19 protein-coding genes are annotated in these 16637 nt (G+C 68.9%); all 19 read right to left on the reverse strand.

Annotation, left to right across the window (positions count from 1 at the left end):
- Positions 1 to 34 precede the first annotated feature (34 nt).
- The 19 genes from ACT3TZ_RS13685 to ACT3TZ_RS13775 all read right to left on the reverse strand — a co-directional run bounded on the left by ACT3TZ_RS13685 (position 35) and on the right by ACT3TZ_RS13775 (position 16574).
- Positions 35 to 802 carry an SOS response-associated peptidase gene (locus tag ACT3TZ_RS13685; RefSeq protein ID WP_444584029.1) on the reverse strand — a complete coding sequence of 256 codons (768 nt, stop codon included), beginning with the start codon at positions 800 to 802 and terminating at the stop codon, positions 35 to 37.
- 56 nt (positions 803 to 858) lie between these two features.
- Positions 859 to 1566, reverse strand: a complete 708-nt coding sequence (locus ACT3TZ_RS13690) for a hypothetical protein (RefSeq protein WP_444584030.1) — start codon at positions 1564 to 1566, stop codon at positions 859 to 861.
- A 72-nt stretch (positions 1567 to 1638) separates the two neighbouring features.
- Positions 1639 to 1920 (reverse strand): hypothetical protein, encoded by a 282-nt coding sequence (locus ACT3TZ_RS13695; protein WP_444583986.1) that lies wholly within the window; start codon positions 1918 to 1920, stop codon positions 1639 to 1641.
- A gap of 25 nt (positions 1921 to 1945) precedes the next feature.
- Positions 1946 to 2668 (reverse strand): hypothetical protein, encoded by a 723-nt coding sequence (locus ACT3TZ_RS13700; RefSeq protein ID WP_444583987.1) that lies wholly within the window; start codon positions 2666 to 2668, stop codon positions 1946 to 1948.
- A gap of 335 nt (positions 2669 to 3003) precedes the next feature.
- A complete protein-coding gene (locus ACT3TZ_RS13705) occupies positions 3004 to 3564 on the reverse strand; it encodes a hypothetical protein (RefSeq protein ID WP_444583988.1) in 561 nt (186 codons plus the stop codon).
- Between the two features lie 46 nt (positions 3565 to 3610).
- Positions 3611 to 6694, reverse strand: coding sequence for a LysM peptidoglycan-binding domain-containing protein (locus ACT3TZ_RS13710; protein ID WP_444583989.1), 3084 nt, complete (start codon positions 6692 to 6694; stop codon positions 3611 to 3613).
- Positions 6691 to 7116, reverse strand: a complete 426-nt coding sequence (locus ACT3TZ_RS13715; protein WP_444583990.1) for a pilus assembly protein TadG-related protein — start codon at positions 7114 to 7116, stop codon at positions 6691 to 6693. Before ACT3TZ_RS13715 ends, ACT3TZ_RS13710 begins: the two co-directional genes overlap by 4 nt.
- Complete coding sequence (locus ACT3TZ_RS13720) at positions 7113 to 7544, reverse strand: TadE/TadG family type IV pilus assembly protein (protein WP_444583991.1); 432 nt, start codon at positions 7542 to 7544, stop codon at positions 7113 to 7115. The genes ACT3TZ_RS13715 and ACT3TZ_RS13720 overlap by 4 nt, the downstream gene beginning before the upstream one ends.
- A gap of 64 nt (positions 7545 to 7608) precedes the next feature.
- A complete protein-coding gene (locus ACT3TZ_RS13725; RefSeq protein ID WP_444583992.1) occupies positions 7609 to 7941 on the reverse strand; it encodes a TadE family protein in 333 nt (110 codons plus the stop codon).
- A 125-nt stretch (positions 7942 to 8066) separates the two neighbouring features.
- Complete coding sequence (locus tag ACT3TZ_RS13730; RefSeq protein WP_444583993.1) at positions 8067 to 8267, reverse strand: hypothetical protein; 201 nt, start codon at positions 8265 to 8267, stop codon at positions 8067 to 8069.
- Between the two features lie 109 nt (positions 8268 to 8376).
- Complete coding sequence (locus ACT3TZ_RS13735) at positions 8377 to 9279, reverse strand: type II secretion system F family protein (protein WP_444583994.1); 903 nt, start codon at positions 9277 to 9279, stop codon at positions 8377 to 8379.
- Positions 9276 to 10124, reverse strand: a complete 849-nt coding sequence (locus tag ACT3TZ_RS13740) for a type II secretion system F family protein (RefSeq protein WP_444583995.1) — start codon at positions 10122 to 10124, stop codon at positions 9276 to 9278. The genes ACT3TZ_RS13735 and ACT3TZ_RS13740 overlap by 4 nt, the downstream gene beginning before the upstream one ends.
- Positions 10121 to 11605, reverse strand: a complete 1485-nt coding sequence (locus ACT3TZ_RS13745; protein WP_444583996.1) for a CpaF family protein — start codon at positions 11603 to 11605, stop codon at positions 10121 to 10123. The genes ACT3TZ_RS13740 and ACT3TZ_RS13745 overlap by 4 nt, the downstream gene beginning before the upstream one ends.
- Positions 11605 to 12387: a hypothetical protein gene (locus tag ACT3TZ_RS13750; RefSeq protein WP_444583997.1), complete on the reverse strand. Its 783-nt coding sequence runs from the start codon at positions 12385 to 12387 to the stop codon at positions 11605 to 11607. Before ACT3TZ_RS13750 ends, ACT3TZ_RS13745 begins: the two co-directional genes overlap by 1 nt.
- A gap of 1 nt (position 12388) precedes the next feature.
- Entirely contained in the window at positions 12389 to 13081 is a 693-nt protein-coding gene (locus ACT3TZ_RS13755; RefSeq protein ID WP_444583998.1) for an SAF domain-containing protein, read from the reverse strand.
- Between the two features lie 15 nt (positions 13082 to 13096).
- Positions 13097 to 13444 (reverse strand): hypothetical protein, encoded by a 348-nt coding sequence (locus tag ACT3TZ_RS13760; RefSeq protein ID WP_444583999.1) that lies wholly within the window; start codon positions 13442 to 13444, stop codon positions 13097 to 13099.
- Positions 13445 to 13468: 24 nt separating this feature from the next.
- A complete protein-coding gene (locus ACT3TZ_RS13765) occupies positions 13469 to 14128 on the reverse strand; it encodes a ParA family protein (RefSeq protein ID WP_444584000.1) in 660 nt (219 codons plus the stop codon).
- A gap of 265 nt (positions 14129 to 14393) precedes the next feature.
- Positions 14394 to 16160, reverse strand: a complete 1767-nt coding sequence (locus ACT3TZ_RS13770; protein ID WP_444584001.1) for a DNA cytosine methyltransferase — start codon at positions 16158 to 16160, stop codon at positions 14394 to 14396.
- Positions 16161 to 16205: 45 nt separating this feature from the next.
- A complete protein-coding gene (locus ACT3TZ_RS13775; protein WP_444584002.1) occupies positions 16206 to 16574 on the reverse strand; it encodes a hypothetical protein in 369 nt (122 codons plus the stop codon).
- Positions 16575 to 16637: the final 63 nt, after the last annotated feature.

The raw sequence follows: 16637 nt of genomic DNA on the forward strand, positions 1-16637 counted from the left end.
GGTTTCTGCTCTGTTCGATCAGTTGTTCTCGAGGTCAGATCGGTGCGATCAGGGAGGGGTCGGAGCGGTCCAGGCTGCGGACGCTGTTGACCTGCCGATCTACGGGGCGGGTGACGAGCTGCCCCGCGATCGTGGACGAGACGTCCTCGAGCTGCGCGAGCAGCGGCGCTTTCTGGTCGGCCTCGAGCTTCCCGGGGGAGAGCCACTCTTCGACCGCGTCCTCGGTCAGGAAGGCCGGCATCCGGTCGTGGACCTCGCCGCCGGCATCCCGCGCCTCGCGCGTGATCACCGTGAAGGACACGTCCCACGCGTCGCCCTCGTCCTTCCTGGCGGCCGTGAGACCCGCGGCGTGCAGCAGCTCCCCGTCAGGGTGATGGATGAAGAACGGATCCTTGCCGCCGTCGGCAGCCTCGACCCATTCGTAGTAGCCGGTCATCGGGATCACGGCTCGGGCGCTCGAGAACGCGCCGCGGAACATCCCGTTGCTGCTCACGGTCTCCAGGCGCGCGTTGATCGGCCGAGGGCCCTTGTCCTTCGCCCAGGACGGGTGCAGGCCCCAACGGGCGAGCTCGAGGGTGCGGTGCTTCGCTCCGTCCTCGTCGACGAACTCGCGCACCACGGGAGCCTTCGTGCGCGGTGCGATGCTGTAGGTCGGCTCCCACTGGGCCGCCCGGTCGTCGCTCGTGGCGACGTACGAGCGCAGTAGCCCGTCCCCGTCGAAAGCCAGCGTGAATCGACCGCAGATAGTGGATCCTCCTCGAGTTGGACTCTCAGTGTCGTGTACCCGGAGGTGCTTGGCCAGGGCCTCGGGAGATCGTGCCGCCGTCCTATGCGGTGCGTGGGGAGGGTATGGGACGTCTAGATAGCCGCCACGGACGATGCCAAGGGTTCGACTGTCAGTCGAGACCGTAGGTCTGCCAGCTCGGGTCGCCTCATTAGCTGCGTCATCTCGTGGGAGAAGATTGAGGTGCTCTTCTGCATCTCGGAACGCACGTGAGGAGGTAGTTCCTGGAGGATGTCGCGGCCGGGTAGATCGATGTAGTGATAGGTCACGATGGCGCTGTAGACCGTGTCGAACGGGACTGGACCGAGATCTCGCGGGTGGATTGGGATGACGATCCCGCGATCGATGCGATCGGACATCCCGGGACGGTTGGCCTGGTAGAGAGTGGGATCCATGAACCTCCCCAAGAGGGGGATCCACAGTCCCATGTGACCGGTCCACTCCAGCCTCGTTCCGGTGCCGGTGACCGACGGTGTGCGTGAACCGACGTCGACCGTCGCCTCGGGCCACTCGACCGTCGCGCGGACAACGACTGGCTCGCTGTCTACGCCCCAGTCGGCGAGGACCGTGCTGATCCCGTGGATGGCATGGAGGCAGTGGTTCGCGGGGTTGTTCTTCGCGAGCATCTGCCAGGCGTCCGATAGCCGAGCGAGGAGCTCAACTTCGGGGGGCGGCTGTGGCCCGCCGCCGCGTGGCCGGTTCGGGTTGTAAGCCGGAGTGAAGGCTCCGTGGTTCTGAGGCTGTGGTGCCCGGCTCCTACGAGCCTTCTCCTTGTCCTTCACCTTCTTCCTCTTTCGACTTACCGGGCTCATGAGGTCATTCCCTTCCGTGTTCTTGAATGCGGTTTGAATGCGTCATCTCGCTGGCTGGGGCCGCGGCTCCATGTAGTCCTCGAGAGTGAGGCCCTTGGTGGCCTCGTAGGTGAAGGGGAACCCCTGGCCCTGATCTGTGGCTCGATCGGTGAGCAGGAGGAGACCCTCGAGTGGCCCGACGTGGGTGACCTCCTCGGTGAGCGACACGCCCTCGATCTGGCCGCTGGCATGGGTCAGGCGGACCGTGGTGACAGCCTCCCTGCGGTTGCCGGTCGGCTCGCCGAATCCGAGGTGTGCGCTGGTGATCGGGTCGGTGACGTTCATCGGTGCTCCCAGGAGGTCAGCGTGGTCAGGACACGTCGGTGACGACGGTCTGGTACTGGCCGATGCGCAGCTGCTTGGACGTGGTCAGCTCGACGGGGATCGTGCCGGTCTCACCGGTGTTCGACTCCCACTCGACGCCCCAGTGCGCGGTGATGTTCACGGTATACAGCCCATCGGGCTGTTCATCGCTCATCTGCTCGTAGACGTGTCCGCAGTCGGGGGAGGGGTCGATTCCGGTGCCGGGGTATTCGGTCCCAGGTCCGTCGCACTCGATCGTGGTGCCGTCGCCCATGTCGATCGACATGCCCGTGAACTTGGCCGTCGCGGTGACGGTCACCGCCCCGGCGGAGGCGCTGGTCGTGTTCGGACCCGTCGTGGTCTCCCCGGGGTTGGCCACCCACAGCCACACCGGCAGTCCCACGGCGCCGAGGGTCTCGGTGTTGTTCGGTGTCGAGGCGATCTCCGGGGCCTCTAGCCCCATCTGGGAGACCGCGGTCTGCGCGAGCTCGGCAGGATCCACCTGAGGAGCGGCCGGCTCGCCGCCGTCCTGAGGAGCGGGCTCCTGGGCCTGGGCCGGAGCGTCTGGCGTGGCTGGCTCTGCGGGATCGGGCTGGCCCTGCGTCATGCCGTCGAAGAACGCGGTGGGCCCGGACCCGCCCTCGGGCTGCACGTAGGCACCCTCCGGCTTGTACGTGGCTCGAGAACCGTCGTCGAGGATCTCGACGTTGTCCGGGCGGCTCGAGGACACCGAGGACGGCGACCCGCTTGAGTAGTTCCCGACGCTGGTCCGGCCACCGCTGCTGACGGAGGTGGTTCCCCCTCTGCCGCCGCCTCCGGAGGACTTCCCGCCGCCGCCGGAGGACTTGCTCCCCCCGCTCGAGGAGCCGCCGCCCGACGACTTCCCCCCGCCGGACGAGCTACCACCCCCACTAGAGGACTTCCCACCCCCGTTACCAGGGTCCTTCACCTCGACCTTGACGTTCGCACTACCACCATCGTCACCGAGGTCGAGGTCAACACCCCCTTCTGCGAAGGCTGGAGGGAGGAGCAGGAGAGCGATCGATGTTGCTGCGGTGCCAACAGTCAGCCGGCGAAGTGCGCGTCGCATGTCGTCTCCTCGTCGTAGTAGCCCTTCTGCTGGATCATCCACGGCTCTGAGCTCGACTCGCGAACGAGCTTGAACTGGCCGACGACTTTGAGACTCGCGTTGTTGATCTCAACGGGCTCCCCATCCTTGGTCGCCTCGAATCCCGTGCCGTCGTCGCAGAACTCAACCGTGGCGGTGGTGTCTTCTTCTTCGGTGACGGTCCAGTTGGTCAGCTTGCGCTCCCCAGTGATGACGGCTCCGGACTCTGCACGATCTGCGTCGTCCCTCTTCTGCTTCTCCGCGAGCTCCGGGATCAGGAAGTCATCTGCGTAGCTGGTGTCCTTCCAGCCATCGGCCGCGGCTGCATCCGAGGCCTCGAAGTACGCCTCGACACGTTCCTGGGGTGTGGCGTCGGCGGGGTTGGCCGTAGGTGGGGCCTCCTGGCTGGTGGCCGTCGTGGTGGGGTCCTCCTCGCCGTTGCTGCTGGTGCAGGCGGCGAGGGGGAGAGCGAGGAGGGAGGCCATCGCGATCGTGGTGAGTGCTCGCTGTCGGATCATCGGGCGGTCTCCTCGGTGGCGGGGGATGGGGGTGGTCATGGGGGCCTCAGATTGCGATGCGGTGGGCGGCGGGGGTGGTGTACATCAGGGCCTCGGTCTCGGGCATTAGGTCGTATCCATCATCGACGGCGGCGAGCTGGGTCTCCAGGTCGTGGGTGATGCGCTGGTGCAGCTCGGGGTCGTGAGCGGCGGCCTGGAGGCGGTAGCGCCACAGCTGCTCGTGGAGGGACTCGACGAGGAGTCCGTGCTCGGTGGCCCAGAGGGTGGTCTCGAGGTCTCCGGCTTCCAGGGCACGGTGGGCGAGCTCCTGGGCGAGGTCGAGGACGGTGTCGGTCATGGTGTAGGTGAGGGAGATGGCCCAGCGGTACCGGGTGCGGCCGCCGTTCTCGAACGGCGCCCCGCGGACGACCTTGAGCGCATCGGCGAGGTCTTCGGCCGCGGCGGTCTTGCGGTTCGTGGCGACGTCCTGGACGAGGTCCCAGTCGGAGGTGACGTGCTCGCTGAGGCTGTAGGAGCCGTCGGTGTTGTTGGCGTGCAGGAGATAGCGGGTGCCGTCGGGTGCGGCGTCCAGCCACTTGCGGGTCCGGGAGATCAGCTGGTGTCGGGTGCTGTCGGCGACGGGCTTGCCGGGCCACAGGTCGGCCCGGAAGTCGGTCTCGGGGGTGCCGGGCTGGAGGTAGATGTAGCAGGCGGCCTCGGTGAGCGCGGCCAGGCGCTTGGCCTCCAGGGTGCCGGTGGCACCGAGGATCTCCACGGGCCCCAGCAGGCGGATGTAAGGGTGGTCCGTGGGGATCTCGGCGGGGGTGTCCCGCTGCGTGGCGGTGAGGATCTCGTGCGTGGTGGGCCGGGGGATCGGCACGGGCCGCAGCAGGGGCTCCTCGTGGGGGCCCTCAGCGTCCTCCTGGGCGTCTGCGGCGTCGTCCGCGGGTTCGAGGGCGGAGGCTGCGCCCAGGGCCCGCAATACGGCGTCGTAGTCGGCGTCGGTGAGGTGCTGCGGCGCAATCTCCAGGCCGAGTGGTTCGAGGCGTGATGCCTCGAGGGACTCGATGTGCAGGCGCCACTCGGACAGGTCGGTGTGCTGGTCGCTGGAGATGACGGCGACGGCGATCTGGGGTCGGGCGTCGACGATCAGCTGGAGGCGCCGCGTCTCGGTGAGGGACAGGTCGGTGCCGATGATGATGATCTCCGGGGCCCACAGATCGGTCGCGTCACCGGCCTGGCGTGCGTGCTGGGCGGAGTCGTGGCCGAGTTCGGTGAGAGTCTCCTGGTCACGGGCGAGCTTGGCCTCGAGGCCTTCTAGCAGCTCGGCGACGGTCTCGCGGTAGGTGATGCGGCCGGACCCCAGGGCGTCCTCGAGCTCGGGGCAGACGCCGACGGTGGTGATCGACAGGTCGTCGGCCCACTGGGAGGTGGCCAGGGAGACCGTCAGGGCACGCATGACGGGGATGGACGTCGAGGACTGCGCGTGGATGCCGAGGGCGGCTAGGTGCTCGAGGTCGACGAGGATCTGGTGGCCGTCGCGGTCGGTGCCGATCGTCACGAGCGCGGGGTACGGGGCGATGATGTCGCCGATCGTCTGGTCGTCGGCCAGGGGCGCGGTGCGGGGCAGCATCCACGTCGCGGGGTCCTCAGTGGCCTCGAACGGCGCCGGCAGGCGGTGGGGGGTCGCGGCGTACAGCTCGAGGTGGGTGTCGGTGACGCGCGCCAGACGGATGTCCGGGAGGTCCCGGTCGTCGCGCAGCTGGAGCGCGGACAGGGTCCGCAGTGCGCGGTCGATGAAGCCGAGGACGGTGGGGTCCTCGATACGCGCGAGCCGGACCTGGTCGAGGTCGATCGCGGCCGCGGTCGGGATCTTCTGGTCCGCGCGGCGCTTGCGCTGGGTGTAGAGGCGCCGCGCGAGCACGGCACCGAGGATGCTGGCCGCGAAGATCGACCCGACACCTGCCCACGGCACGGCGTGGGACTGCTCGGCCTCGGCCGAGGGTGCAGGGGTGGTGGCCTCCGCAGTGGGCTGTGCCGGAGCGGTGCTGGGCGCGGCAGTTCCGGCCTCAGCGACGGGCGCGGCGTCGACGGGGGCGGCGTCGACGGGCGCGGCGTCGACGGGCGCGGCGTCGACGGGGGCAGCGTCGACGGGGGCAGCCTCGGCCGACGCGGGGGCCGCCGCCGGTTCCTGGACAGGGGCGGACTCGGCCGGTGTGGCGTCCTCGGCGGCGGGGGCGGCCGGGGCCTCGGTGACGGTGCCCGGGACCCGCAGGGTCCAGCCGATGTCGATCTGGTCGGGGTCCTCGAGGTGGTAGCCGCCGGGCTGGGCGATGTCCTTCGAGGCGTCGAAGATCTCGGGCCACCGGTCCTCGTCTCCGAGGTGGTGCTGGGCGATCGAGCTGAGGGTCTGGCCTCGCTCGACGGTGACGGTCTGGGGAGGGGTCTCTGCGGCCTGTGCAGGTGCTTCGGGGGTGCTGGCGGGCACGCCTGGCATGACCAGGGTCCAGCCGGGCTCGAGGTAGGGGTCCTGTCCGACGTGCAGGGCACCGCCGTCGGGCTGAATCCGGCCGTCGTTGGCCTCGACGATCGCCCGCCACTTGCTGCCGGCGCCGAGGTGCGTCTCGGCGAGATCCCATGCGGTGTCGCCGGGTTGGACGGTCACGACGAGGTCAGAGGCGGGGGCTTCGGCTGCGGCGTCCTGCTGTGTGGTGTCGGCCTGGGGCTGCTCGGTGGGCACGGCGGGTGCCTCCATCTGCACGGTCGAGGTCACCGGGGCGACCTCGGCGGGAGTCTCGGCCATGGCGGCCGGGGCGCTGAGGCCGGCGATCGCGGCGACCAGGAGTGCGGCAGCGCCCTGCTGGGCGCTGAGGCCTCGGATCTGGGGCGTGGGGAGGTGGCGGACGCGAGCGATGACCTCGATGACCACGGACAGCGCGAACGTCGCCCAGGCGATCCAGCCGATCCACACGAGCACGAACAGCAGGAACCCGATCGAGTCGTTGGAGGTGAACAGGTGTGCGACGTCGTCGACGGACGGGAGCTGCTGGGGGATCGGGGACCCGTAGAACGTGAGCAGGGCCAGCGGGATGCCGGCGACGAGCGTGACGAGCACGAGCGCGGCGGCGAGGGCCTTGAGGAGCTTGATCACGGGATGACCTCCGTCTGTCCCTGGATGAGGTCGACGCGGGCGGTCCGTGTCGAGGAGACCGTGTTGATGCCGATGAGGCCGAGGAACACGGTCTTTTCGGATGAGGTGACGGTGACCTCGAGGGTGGACTGGTCGATGACGCGGACAGACCCGGTGACGCCGGCCTGGTCGAGGTAGCTCTGGGCGGCGCCGGCGGCAGCACGGGAGTCCAGGACCGCGGGTTGCCCGTCGGTGGGCAGGGATGCCACCGGCTGTGCTCCCGCGCGACCGGCGTCCTGCGCGATGGTCGAGGCCTCGGCCGAGGCTGACATCTTGGCTCCGCCGTCGACGACGAGGCCGATGACCACGAACAGGCCGATCACCATCACGATGGCCAGCTCGGAGATGTCTCCTCGCTCGAGGCGGTGACGCTTCGTGCTCATGAGCGCTCCCGGTAGGTGTCCAGAGGACTGGTCGAGGTGACCGTGATCGTGCGGGTGCCGGTGAGGCCGGGCACGGGGATCAGCTGCGCGTAGGGGACGGTGCAGGTGATCGTGCTGTGGATCGCGGCGGTCGTCCCGGGGGCTGTGGTGAAGGCTGCGGCGTCGACGTCGACGGAGACGGTGGTGCATGACCGTCCCTGCTCGCGGAGCTCGGCGGTGAAGGCTGCCTCGATGCGGTGGGTGGCGTCCTGCTGACTGGTGGCCAGCGACCCGGCACGGGCGGCGGAGTGCGCCGCGGACGTCACGGATTGCTGGCCGATCGCGTAGCTACCAACGGCGAGGAGCAGCCCGAGGACCAGGAAGAGGGCGGGCGCGATGATCGCGGCCTCGGTGCTCGAGGAACCACGCTCCAGCTCGTGTCGATCCATGGTGCTGCTCCTCTCTGGCGGGACACCCCAAGCGTGTTCTATAGATGCGTCAGTGTCAACAGTTTCACGGAACATAGTGTTCGATGGGCACGGTGGCTGTCTGCTCCACGGTGGGCAGGCCGTACAGCGGAATGAGGGATAGCGCCTGGCCGCGGACGGTGACGGTGACGGTGTCGCCGGTCCGCGAGGACGTCACGGTGTAGTTGGTCAGCACGCCGTTGGCGCTATCGGCCAGGGCGCTGTGCGCGGTGCTGGTCGATGACTGGCTGGACTGGTAGATCGCCTCGGCGGTCGCGCCCTGCTGGGCTGCGTGCTGCGCGATGCTCTGGGCGTAGAACCAGATCCCCACCTGGACGATGAGGAACATGATCACCAGGCACGCCGGGACCACGAGCACCGACTCCGAGGATGAGCCTCGTTCGGCCCACGCACGAAGACCTCGCCGGCGCCGGGGCGCATGCGAGGTCTGGGGGCGACGTCGAGGGGGCGCGGGAGTCTTCGCCTCCTCGACGTCTCGTCGAGTCATGACGGGAGCTGCCCGATCTTGCCCGTTGCGAAACCGACGATGCCGGCCACGACCGCGATGGCCAGACCGACCAGGGCCACGGTGATGATGATCTGCTCGGCGCTGATCGATCCGACCGTGGCGGTACGCCGTGCCTGACGTGCCTGGTCGCGCACGGTATCGATGAGAAGGCTGAGGATGAACTTGAGAGACTCCATGGCTGGGTCCTTTCCGGAGGGCTACCCCTCTACCGCCGAAATAGACCCGTCGTGTGACGGGATCCTCCCGACATCTTTGCAGGGGCATTGCGGTTGGTGGGAGTAGGGGCTAGTAGGTCAGGAGGTTCAGGAGCGCCGGGGCGATCAGCAGGGCGATGAAGGTGATGGCGAGCATTGCCACGGGTGCGGCCAGTCGCTCGCTCTGCGCGTTGGCCGCGCTCTGTTCGTCGCGCAGCTGGGCGTTGCGCATCGAACGGGCCCTGGCGTGCAGGTTCTCCTTGATCGAGGCGCCTTCCTCGCCGGAGAGCCGGATGATGTCGGCGATCTCGTTGAGGTCATGGACACCGATCTCCTCGCCGAGCTCGCGGAGGTCGTTCCACGCGTCGGTGCCGCGCAGTCGAGACCTCTCGATGAGCTGGCGGATCCGGATGAACAGCTCGTGGTCACCGATCGATGCGGCCTCGGTCATCGCCTGCGCGGGGCCGGCACCGCCGCTGCGTGCGAGGGCGACGAAGTCGACGTAGCTCGCGAGCACCTTGGAGTAGTGCTGACGCTCCTCGCTGGCCTTCTGCCGGACCTCGAGATCCGGCAGGAAGAAGAACACGACGCCGAGGACGAGCATCGCTCCCACGGAGCCGATGATCGGCAGCTGGAACTGGAGGAGGTACGCGACGGCGGTGAAGATCACCGGCATCGCGAAGCCGCTCAGCGCCGCCTTGACCTTCTTCCCGTAGAACGTCCGGGTCGACCATCCGATCAGCGCGAGATCTCGTCGGGGGGTGACGATCAACGGCAGCTGTGTCAGCGCCCGCTCGGCCCAGGAGCCGAGGCGTTCCTCCAGACCCTCGGGAGGTGCATCGAGGGCGCGCGATGTCTCCTGGGGGGTGGTGGTCAGGTGGTCGACCGCCGCGGCCAGGGACGGCTGGGTGGGGATGAGGGCGCGGACGAGGACGTAGACGCCTGCGCCGACGAGCGCGCCGACCAGCAGGATCAGGGGGGTCAGGGACATCATCGTGTGCCTCCGGTGGTGCGCAGGACTCGTCGACCCGCTGATGTGCGCGAGGCGCTGTTCATCCACCACAGGCATCCGAAGAACGCTGAGGTCAAGACGACGAGGATGAGCTGGCCGATGAGGGTCTTGTAGGACGCGACGTAGGTGGGGTTGGCGACGAACAGCAGCAGCAGGACGGTCACCGAGACGATGCTGATCAGGCGGGCGTTGGATCGTGGCTTGGCTCGGTCGGCCTCGATCTGTCGGCGTGCGGCGACGTTCTCGGAGATCATCTCGGCGGCGCCGTCGAGGACCAGGGCCAAGCCGGGGCCGCGGCGCAGGGACCCCAGCAGCAGGGATCCTGCGAGGACGTCGCCGGTGGGGTCGTCGAGGTCGTCGGCGAAGGCCTCCAGGGCGCGGTCGATGGGGACGCCTGCGTGGAGGCGAGCGACGAGGCGGCCCACCTCCTGCTTGATCGGGTCACCGACGGAGTTCCGGGAGGCGATGATCGCCTGCTCGAGGCTGGCCTGGGCGCCGAGGACGGCGCTGAGGGAGCGTGTCCACTCCTCGAGGGCGTTCAGGCGCTCGATCGGCGCCTTCTCGCTGGAGCGGGGGATCAGGTAGGGCAGGAGTGCGGCCAGGGCGGGCAGGGCCGGGAAGGCGACGAAGTAGCCGCTGACGAGCCACAGCAGCGCTCCGAGTCCGGCGGCACCGAGGATCAGGCCTCCATGGCGGCGCTGCGCGCTGGTCAGCCGCCGCGTCCGAGGCCGCTTGTGGGTGACCGGTGCTGGTGTCAGGCCGGACACCAGCAGCCAGATCCCGCCGATGAGGGCGATCGCGCTGATCGCGGCGAGGAAGGGGATCATGACTGGCTCCTCGGGGTCTTCTTGGCGAGGTGCGGGATCAGGTCGTCGGCGAAGGGCGCCGCGAGCTGCTCGCGGATCTGGCCGTTGCTGTACTCCCACAGCTGCGTCGAGGCGACCCGCCCGTCCTCGCCGGGGCTGTAGGTGGTCACGTTGGTGATGCGGCGGCCGCGGGGGGCGACGCCGGTCCAGGGGTCGCGTTCGCCCAGGGGGACGACTCCCACGTAGATCGCGAGGTCGATGTTCTCGGCGACCTGGCGGCGGGCGAAGTCCTCGGTCACGCGTCCGTCCTTGCGGGCCAGCGTGACGATGCGCTCGGGGACGGCCGCGGCGGACTTGGCGTGGACCGTGGACATGCTGCCGGCGCCGGTCTGCATGGCCTCGAACATGGCGATGACCTCGGTGCCCAGCAGCTCGCCGACGATCAGGCGGTCCAGGTTGTGGCGGAAGGACCGCTGTGCCCAGTAGTCCATCGTGATCTCGCCGATCGGGCGTCCCGCGGCGTCCTTCTCGCTGCTGCCGGGGACGGCTTCCCACTGGACCAGCCGGGGGTGACGGCCGGCGCCGAGCAGCTCGAGGTGCAGCTCGTAGATCGACTCGATGGTGCCGATCTTCTCGGCGGCGTCGATCTCGTTGATGAGGGCTCGCAGGAGGGTCGTCTTCCCGGCGCCGCGGTCACCGGCGACCATCATCGATTTCTTGGCCCGCACGGCGGCGCGCAGGAAGTCAGCGAGCTCGACGGGCATGAGGTCGAGCTCGACGAGGTCGTTCAGGGTGATGTCGATCAGGCGGTGGATCCGGATGGTCGCGATGGGCTTGGGGACGACCCATCCGGTGGCCTCGAGGCGTGCGGTGGATCCCAGGCTCAGCTCGAGGTTCGGGTGCGCGGGGTCGAAGTTGCGGTTGGCCTGGTGTGCGTAGTGGGCCAGCATGCTCAGCAGCTCTTCGTCGGAGTCGGCGATCGGCGCGACCTCCTCGAACTGGTGGCCTGTGCGCTGGACGATGACCTTCTCGTGGCCGTACAGCTCGATGTTCTCGATCGTGTCGTCGTCCAGGAGGGGCTGGAGGCGCCCGAATCCGAAGACCGCCTCCAGGACGGCCTGGTTCAGCGCGCGGCGCTCCTCGCCGGTCCAGCGCGGCAGGCCCTCGTTGATCCGATCGCGCTCCTGGTCGTCGATCAGGTGGGTGATCAGCGAGATCGACTGCGCCTTCTGGTCCTCGATCGGCTGCCCCAGCCGATCTTCCTTGGACAGCGCGTCGGAGACGAGGGAGCGGAGCTCGGTGACGATCTTCCAGTCCGTGAAGCGCTGCTGGCTTCCCGTCGCCGGCGCGGGAGTGGCGGGGGTCGGCGTGGGGTTGCGGTGGGTCCGGCGGGAGGGGACCGCGGGGGCGAAGTCGAGGGTGGCGGTGGTGTCGTCATCCAGCTCGACGAGCGGCATGCTCGCGAAGTCGGGCATGGTCGTCGGGGAGGGGGTGGAGTTCATCAGGAGTCACCTCGGAGGGTCTGGATCGCGGTGCGGCGCTTGCGTCCGGCCGTGCTGATGGAGTCTGCGAGGGAGCGCAGGGATCGGATGTAGCCGCTGGAGTCGAAGCCCCGCGGGCGGGGATGGCCGTGCGCGAGGGCGGCCGCGTGCTTGGGGGCCCAGGGGATGGCTCCCAGCGACGGCTGGCCCAGAGCTCGCGATGCCTCGCCGTCGGAGTACGTGTCGGGTGCGCCGATGGTGATGAGGTGCAGCGCGGGGGCCTCGAGGTCGTTGGTCTCGGCGAGCTTGCGGTGGGTGATGGTGCTCTTGGCCGCGACGGTGGCGGTGACGGTAGGCCGCAGGACGATGCCGCTGACGTCGGAGATCTGGAGCAGCGGCGCCGCCATGAAGGGGGCGTGGAACCGGCCGATGTCGACCAGGACGTCGATGCCGGCCCGCTCGAGGTCGTACAGGGCCATGGCCAGCACCTCCCACCGGGCCGAGAGGGCCCGCCCCTGGAGGGGGTTGCCGATGCCGGGGACGAGCCGTCGCATGGGCGTCTGGTCGTCGGTCAGGGGGATGGACTGCTCGAGGAGCTGCTCCTCGAAGTCGACGCCGGGCGTCAGATCCAAGATCGTGTGCCGCGGGCTGATGCTGCCGGAGAAGAACCCGGCCAGCGTCGCGCTGACGCCGAGCGTGTCGGCCTCGAGGAGGATCACGTCCCGGGGCCAGGCCAGGGCCAGCCCGAGGGCGGTGGTGGAGACGCCAGGCGCTCCGGAGGCGGAGGTCAGCGAGATCAGCATGTCAGCCCTCCTGGGGGATGAGGATGACGCCGATGCGTCCGGTCGCCGAGAGGGACGCGAGGGTCGCGGCCTGGTCCGAGGGCACCAGGACGTCGATCACGAGGGATCCGTCCGTTGCGGGCTGACCGATCGTCTGGATCTGGCCGGTGATCGTCGGTGCGTCTCCGGCGGGTGGCTCGTCGCCGTTCTTGGGAGTCCCGACGATCTGGATGGGGTCGCCGGGGTCGACGTTCTGGGACGGGACCTGGCCGGGGGCGACCTTCACGCCGACGATCGAGAATCCGGCTTCGGGGAGGGCCTGGCCGCTGACCTGGTTGGGGGCCACCAGGGCCCCCTTCTGGAGCGCAGAGGTGGCACGCTGCCCGACGAGGGTGTCCTTCTGGCTGCCGGTGATGATCGCGGAGCCCGCCGGCACGTTGACGTCGGTCGTCGTCAGGTCCGTAGCCGTGATGACCTGGCCCTCCTGGATGTCGACTGCGGCCACGACGACCTCGCTGGTGGTCGAGAGGCGATCGGTGATGTACCAGGCGCCCAGGGCGCCGACCACGATGAGCGCGATGCCCAGCGCGTACATGGCGGGGCGCCGCCGCCGCTTGACCGGAGTGCTCTCGGCGGCGCTGGGCAGCGCCGGGGTGTTCGAGTCGGTGGTCGGAGGGGTCTCCGCGTTCTTCCGGGGCAGGCGGGGGAGGGCCATGGTGGTTCCTTTCGGTCAGTTCTTGAGGCGTCGGAGGCTCTCGAGGACGTCGGCCTCGGTCCACCCGTGGATGGCGTCGGCGTTCTCGAGGAGGAAGGTGATCGCGGCGCGTGTGAGCGCCTGGTCGGGGATCGCGGTAGAGCGCTGCTCGAACGGGAGGGCCTGCTCAGCGGCCTTGCGGTCGGTGTTCAGTCGGCGTCGGAGGCGGGAGATCTCGTCGATCTGCTCGGGCAGGAGGCGGGTCTCCTTGCGCACGAGCTCTTCGGACGGAGGAGTGGCGGGGGTGGCGGGGCGGATGGCTGCGGCCTGCTCGGGCACGTCGTTGGGACGGATGGTGTTGCGCAGCGACACGTTCTTGGACATGGGTGGCTCCTGGTGTCGGGGTGGTCAGAGGGTGGCGATGGTGGACAGCAGCTCCAGGGCTGCCTGCTGGTACTCCGTCGCGGCCTTCCGGGCGTTGGGCCGCTTGCTGGTGCCCGATGCCACGAAGACGCCGTCGACGTACGCGTAGGCCAGTGACCGGTAGAGGTGGATGCCGGCGCGGAACACGGGCTGGTTGGCCTCGGCGAAGAACTCGCGGGCTGCGCGCTCCTGGTCGGGGCTGCGGGAGTCGATCTTGGTCAGCAGCACGGAGTAGGGCTTGGCGCTGGGCACCACGAGCTGGTTGATGTACCGGTCGGCCGGCTCCAGGGACATGCCGTCGACCTCGGAGACGACCACGACGAAGTCCGAGACCGCGAGGTAGGTGGAGACGAGCTCCTGGTCTGCCCGGCTGCCGGGGGTGTCGACGAAGACGAGGTCGTAGTCGGCGGCGATCGTCCTGACGTTCTTGAGGTCGGAGGGGTCGGACAGGATCGCGATGTCGAAGGGGGTGTCGTCTTCGCCGACCTGGTGGACCCAGGCGCCGAGCGATCCCTGTGCGGAGTCGGCGTCGATGGCCAGGACCCGCAGCCCGGTGGCGGCGCAGGTGGCGGCGATCTCGCCGGTCGAGGTGGTCTTGCCGACTCCTCCCTTCTGGTTCACGAAGGTGACGATGCGTGTGGTCATGGGTGGCTCCTTCTTCGGCGGGCGTATCAGTCAACACCATAGCGGAAATACGAGGGTACGGGAACCCGAGACTACGAACTTACGAGACTACGAGACTACGAACGTGCGGGGCCTGGCTTGATGGTCTTGGCGGAGTGCGGCGTGGTGCACGCGCCGCAGCACGGGAACAGCCATCGGGAAGCGCAGTCAGGGGTGCAGCTGCCGCAGGTGCAACCCGGGGCGAGGGGGAGTGGGCTGGTGGGCATGGAGGTTCCTGTCGTGTGGGTCATGCCGCAGGATCGAGTGAGCCTGCGACGGCGGCGATGAGGTCCCGCGCGGTGGGAGGCGTGACGGCGTTGCCGGCCATGCGGACCTGGTCGCGCTTGGTGCCGAGCAGCTGGTACTCGGTGGGGAAGGCCATGGCCTGCTGGATCTCGTGGGGGGAGAGCATCCGGAAGGTGCAGTCCTCGATCGCCGGGGTGCCGCCGGTGATGAGGGACTGATGGCCAGCGGTAGTGATGGTGCGCATCGACTCGCAAGCCGGCGTGGACTCCTGGCCTTGGTCACCGTGGGCCGTGTTGTTCCGCATGATCAGCGCATGGGTGTCGACGGTCGTCACGGTCGGAAGTGCCCCGTCGACGGGCCGTGACCCGCCGCGGCCGTAGTAGGACGTGATCAGGGCGTCGGGCTTGGGCTCGGAATCCTCCCAGCGGCCGGCGAAGACGTCGTCGCGGGTGACGGGGCCGTAGGACACGATGCCGTGGTGGTTCCCGGATGCTGTGACGGTGGCGAGGGGATCAGCAGATGAGCGGGCGTCGGAGCTGCCGCCGCGGAGCTCGGCGATGAACGGCGCGAACGCGACGCCCTTGGATGCGGTGGTGTGCACGGTCCGGACCGGGTCCTCGCCGGGCCAGACCCGCATGTACCCGTCGGGGCGGCCGTGCGCGGGTTGCTTGGGGTCCGCGGAGTCGTAGGTGTTGACAGCGGCCTCCATCACCAGCAGCCCGGTCTCGTTGCGGGCGGTCTGCGTCCGGTACGGCAGGTCGGCTGGGGCCGCGGCCTTCCCGTTCCGGCCCTCAACGGGCACGAGAAGGGAGGCGTGGAGGCCGCCGGCGACCATCGTGGGGGCGACGTCGCGGACCGTGGACGAGCGGGTGTCGTTGGAGCCGGAGACGTTGTTGACCACGAGGGGGTCCCGGTCGGCGCCGGTCCAGTACCGGTCGATGCCGGCCTGGATCCGCGCCATGGTCTTCTCGGCTAGCGGCCGGGGGCGATCGCCGATGCGGGTGCCGAGGTCGTTCCAGTCGATGATCGACGCCGCGGGGAGCCACTGGGGTTCGACGGGGCGGCCCTTGCAGGTGGCCTCGGGGCAGATGAAGCGGTACTGCGCCCGGTACCGGCCGGCCCGGGCTGCGGTCTTCCAGGCCTTGCGGGCGCGGATGATGCCGTGTTCGGGGCACCAGGCGGGGGGCTGCTGGATCGACTGGAGGTCCGGGCGGCGGTTCCCCTTGCGCCAGAAGATCGCGTAGAAGCGGTCGCGGGACTGCGGTGCCGCGGCACCGTGGGCCCAGGCATGCATGGAGTTCATGAACACCACCTCGTGCTCATACCCGAGAGAATCCATCGCAAGGAGCCACGATCGATATGGAGCCCACCGAGTGACGTCAACGACGTTCTCGACTATTACCGCCGAGTAATGATGGACCTCTGTGAAACGAGGAACATCCCACATTGTTGCGCGGGACCTTTCGGCGGCGGCGTCCGGCACTGGATTGAAGAGGTCGGGCTCAGGTGCTCGGCGTGAGCCTTTGGCGATGGAATGGTTTGTGCATTCAGGGGAGGCCCACAGGATGTCCGTGCGCGGGTAGAAGTGGGGGTCGATCTGGGAGAGGTCCGCGCAGACGTGCCCGGTGTCGGGGTGGTTTGCTTCGTGCGTCTCCACGGCCAGACGCCAATGATTCGAGGCCACGCGAACCGTCACGCCGGGAATCTGCACAGCACCGGTGGAGGATCCGCCTGCCCCGCAGAAGAGATCGGTCAGGGTCATGGTCATGGCTCGTGTCCTATCGAGAGGTCGGGGAGAGTAGAGGGTTCTTCGTCAGAGGTCGGGCAGGGCGCTGTTTCGGGGGGCTGGCTGCCGCTTGTTCGAGGAGGCCTCGGGGTCGGGGACGATCGAGAGCCTGGTGGAGGGCGTGGTGAATCGTGAGTAGGTGGCCATGACCGTGTGGAGCCGTTCGTTCTCGCGTTCGGCTTTCTGTGCCCGGCGCCGCTGGGTTTCGAGCGCGGTGCATGCCTGCTCGTACGCCCAGTCCGTGGGGTAAGGGTTGTTGGCGTGGGTTCCGCCGAGTGCCTGTTCCTCGCGCAGCGCCTCGTTCTCGGTGATGAGCGCGAGGTATTCCCTGGCGGGGATGATCAGGTTCGCGTCGTACTTGGCGGCGTGTTCTGCGCGGGCCCGGTCGATGCTCATGTGTGTCCTTCCAGAAGGTCGAAGAGATCCAGCTGTGTGGGTCCTCGATGGCGGTCGGCGTGG

It is taken from the genome of Brachybacterium sp. AOP25-B2-12 (assembly GCF_052378625.1).
Taxonomy (GTDB): domain Bacteria; phylum Actinomycetota; class Actinomycetes; order Actinomycetales; family Dermabacteraceae; genus Brachybacterium.

Coding starts and splice junctions, on each gene's coding strand:
- ACT3TZ_RS13750 (WP_444583997.1), bottom strand. CDS start 12,387: ATGCTGATCTCGCTGACCTCCGCCTCCGGAGCGCCTGGCGTCTCCACC.
- ACT3TZ_RS13695 (WP_444583986.1), bottom strand. CDS start 1,920: ATGAACGTCACCGACCCGATCACCAGCGCACACCTCGGATTCGGCGAG.
- ACT3TZ_RS13765 (WP_444584000.1), bottom strand. CDS start 14,128: ATGACCACACGCATCGTCACCTTCGTGAACCAGAAGGGAGGAGTCGGC.
- ACT3TZ_RS13760 (WP_444583999.1), bottom strand. CDS start 13,444: ATGTCCAAGAACGTGTCGCTGCGCAACACCATCCGTCCCAACGACGTG.
- ACT3TZ_RS13770 (WP_444584001.1), bottom strand. CDS start 16,160: ATGACCATGACCCTGACCGATCTCTTCTGCGGGGCAGGCGGATCCTCC.
- ACT3TZ_RS13705 (WP_444583988.1), bottom strand. CDS start 3,564: ATGATCCGACAGCGAGCACTCACCACGATCGCGATGGCCTCCCTCCTC.
- ACT3TZ_RS13715 (WP_444583990.1), bottom strand. CDS start 7,116: ATGAGCACGAAGCGTCACCGCCTCGAGCGAGGAGACATCTCCGAGCTG.
- ACT3TZ_RS13745 (WP_444583996.1), bottom strand. CDS start 11,605: ATGAACTCCACCCCCTCCCCGACGACCATGCCCGACTTCGCGAGCATG.
- ACT3TZ_RS13775 (WP_444584002.1), bottom strand. CDS start 16,574: ATGAGCATCGACCGGGCCCGCGCAGAACACGCCGCCAAGTACGACGCG.
- ACT3TZ_RS13730 (WP_444583993.1), bottom strand. CDS start 8,267: ATGGAGTCTCTCAAGTTCATCCTCAGCCTTCTCATCGATACCGTGCGC.
- ACT3TZ_RS13740 (WP_444583995.1), bottom strand. CDS start 10,124: ATGATCCCCTTCCTCGCCGCGATCAGCGCGATCGCCCTCATCGGCGGG.
- ACT3TZ_RS13720 (WP_444583991.1), bottom strand. CDS start 7,544: ATGGATCGACACGAGCTGGAGCGTGGTTCCTCGAGCACCGAGGCCGCG.
- ACT3TZ_RS13735 (WP_444583994.1), bottom strand. CDS start 9,279: ATGATGTCCCTGACCCCCCTGATCCTGCTGGTCGGCGCGCTCGTCGGC.
- ACT3TZ_RS13755 (WP_444583998.1), bottom strand. CDS start 13,081: ATGGCCCTCCCCCGCCTGCCCCGGAAGAACGCGGAGACCCCTCCGACC.